This is a genomic window from Corynebacterium urinipleomorphum (assembly GCF_900155535.1).
In the GTDB taxonomy this organism is placed as follows: Bacteria; Actinomycetota; Actinomycetes; order Mycobacteriales; family Mycobacteriaceae; genus Corynebacterium; species Corynebacterium urinipleomorphum.
Genome location: NZ_LT706964.1, coordinates 75,110 through 77,439 on the forward strand (window position 1 = coordinate 75,110; position 2,330 = coordinate 77,439).

Sequence of the window (2,330 nt, forward strand, 5' to 3'; positions counted from 1 at the left end):
TCCGCGACCTCGTCCCCGACCCGGCCCGCCGCGCCGCCCTCGGCGCCGCCGCCCGCCAGCGCGCTGCCCACTACTCGTGGGAGGAGACCGGCCGCAAATTCGGCGAGCTGCTCCGCCGCGTTGTCGGTGCCGGGCAATAACCGCAGGAACTATGCAGGGCATAGTTCGCGGGTGTGCCGCGTGGAAACCGCAGCGACTATGCAGCGCATAACTCGGGGTTCGGCCGCGTCGAAAACCGCAGGGACTATGCAGGGCATAAGTGCGCAGACCTTGTCAGCAAGAGTCCGCAGGGACTATGCAGCGCATAGCTCGGGGTTCGGCCGCGTCGAAAACCGCAGGGACTATGCAGGGCATAGTTCGCGGGTGTGCCGTGTGGAAAGCTGCAGGGACTATGCAGGGCATAGGTGCGCAGACCTTGTCGGCAAGAGTCCGCAGGGACTATGCAGCGCATAGTTGGAGAGCGGGGAGTGCCCGCATAACCGCAGGGACTATGCAGGGCATAGGTGAGCCGGGTCGGCGGGGTGGCATACCTACGGTGGTGCAGGGTCGGCATGAACTCCTTGGCATGAATCGAGTGCGCGTCAGGCCTGGGGCGGGCGACGGGCGCTGGACGAACGTCGCTGGGAGACGAGGCGGGAGAAGGCCGGTGCAAAGGCGAGCACAGGCAGGAGCATCCACAGTATGAGGAGCGCGAGTCCGGATCGTGGCAAGGGGCGGGCAGGGTAGCCGGTGTCCTCGACTGTGCCGTCGGGGCGGACGATGAGTGCCACTTGGGGGTCGGAGTAGAAGAGCTGGACGGCGAGGTCGTCAGCGGATGCAGAAATGGCGGGGTCGGGAGCAGGGGCGGTGCCGAAGATGTCCTGCGCGGCACGCCAGCGGGGGGAAGGTGGATCCACGGTCACACCGTCGACGACGAGTTCGCCGGACTCGACCACGTTCATGGCTTTGGTGGCCGGGTCGACCATGGGAATGCCGTCGGGGCGGGTGAGGAGGTAGGGGCGGGCATCGAAAAGCACGTCGCGCCCGTGGTGGTCGACGGCGGGGACGGCCACTTCAACCGGGGTGAGCACGGCGATGGCGCGCGGGGCGTCGGGGACTTGCATGAGCGCAAGGAGCATCACGACAGCGGGAAGGCGCAGGTTCACCCGGTCGAGCCGGGCGGCGGCCACAACGAAAGCTGGTAGCGCCAGCGCAACGAATTTCTGGGCATCGCGGAGTAGGCCCGCGCCGGGGATGGTGGACACGAACCAGGCCATCAGGTCGGGCAGGAGCCAGGAAACGAGCGGGACGGCAAAGCCCACGCCAGCCAGGATGAGAAGGCGGCGTGGAACGTGACGCGACGCCAGGCACAGGACGGCGAAGAGGGCGATTCCGGCGAGAGCGAAACCTGCGGAGCGCGAGGCGGGGACGGCGGCACCGTTCCAGATCCCGCCCAGGCCGACTAAGGAGCCGAGAGTCCCCGCGAATGTCTCCGCGCGCGGGGCGAAGGCAGCTGCCGACGCGGCGGTAGCAGCGCCGCCGCTCACACCGCTGAGCAGCGCAGGAAACAACCATGGCGAGCAGCAGGCGAGGGAGAAGAGGAGGGGGAGGCGGCGTGGCGCAGTTAAGCTTGTGAGCAGGGCGAACAATCCTCCCGTCGGGGTGAGCGACGCGCCCCAGATAGCTAGAAGCTGCGCGGGGCCGCGGCACAACGCGACGGCGGGCAGAAGCCACGCGGTCAGCGCGAGTGACCACTGGCCCTGGAGCATGCGCTCCACCACGAAGGGGTTCCACACCGCCACGGTCATCGCGGCGGCCTTGGTCCACGGCCGCGAGCCCACGCGCGCGGCCACCCACGCGGCGGCACTGGCGGAGGCGACCATGAGCACGGCCACGAACCACGTGGCGGGCATAACGCGCCCCACCACAGCCAGAACGCCGTCCTGCGGTGCACTTCGCGCGGGCAAATCCCCGAAACCCAGCGCGGCGTGGGTGAGTGCGGGGTGGGGGAGCACCACCATGTCGCGGAGGGCGAGGGAAGCGGTAGGGGAGGCGAAGGCGAGCAGGAACGGCCAGGTCAGGGCCCCCACGAGGAAAACTCCCCATGCGGTGAGTGCGGTGCGGCGAAGCCAGCTACCGCCGGGCAAAGATCACCACTCCCACAGCGGCGGCGATGAACGCGATGAATTTGCCCAGCCACGCCAGGAACTGCAGCAGCTTCAATACCCGCACGCGGTCGTGGGCGGCGTCGAGCTGCGCGGCTTGCGTGGCGTTGTCGAGTGAATACACGCCGTCGGGGGTCTCACGTGTGGCCCGAAGCAGGGTGCCGGTGCGGTGTTCGACTTCGAGGG

2 protein-coding genes and 1 pseudogene are annotated in these 2,330 nt (G+C 68.6%); 1 reads left to right on the forward strand and 2 read right to left on the reverse strand.

Annotated features, from left to right (window positions below; genetic code table 11):
- Positions 1-140 (forward strand): annotated as a pseudogene (locus CZ338_RS11095) (glycosyltransferase family 1 protein); the annotation flags it as partial.
- 441 nt (positions 141-581) lie between these two features.
- Here the strand turns inward: CZ338_RS11095 and CZ338_RS05890 are convergent.
- Both CZ338_RS05890 and CZ338_RS10870 read right to left on the reverse strand, forming a co-directional pair.
- Entirely contained in the window at positions 582-2,069 is a 1,488-nt protein-coding gene (locus CZ338_RS05890; protein ID WP_235839471.1) for a hypothetical protein, read from the reverse strand.
- A 43-nt stretch (positions 2,070-2,112) separates the two neighbouring features.
- Positions 2,113-2,330: hypothetical protein (locus CZ338_RS10870; protein ID WP_162287314.1), on the reverse strand; the 218-nt coding region annotated here is incomplete at its 5' end.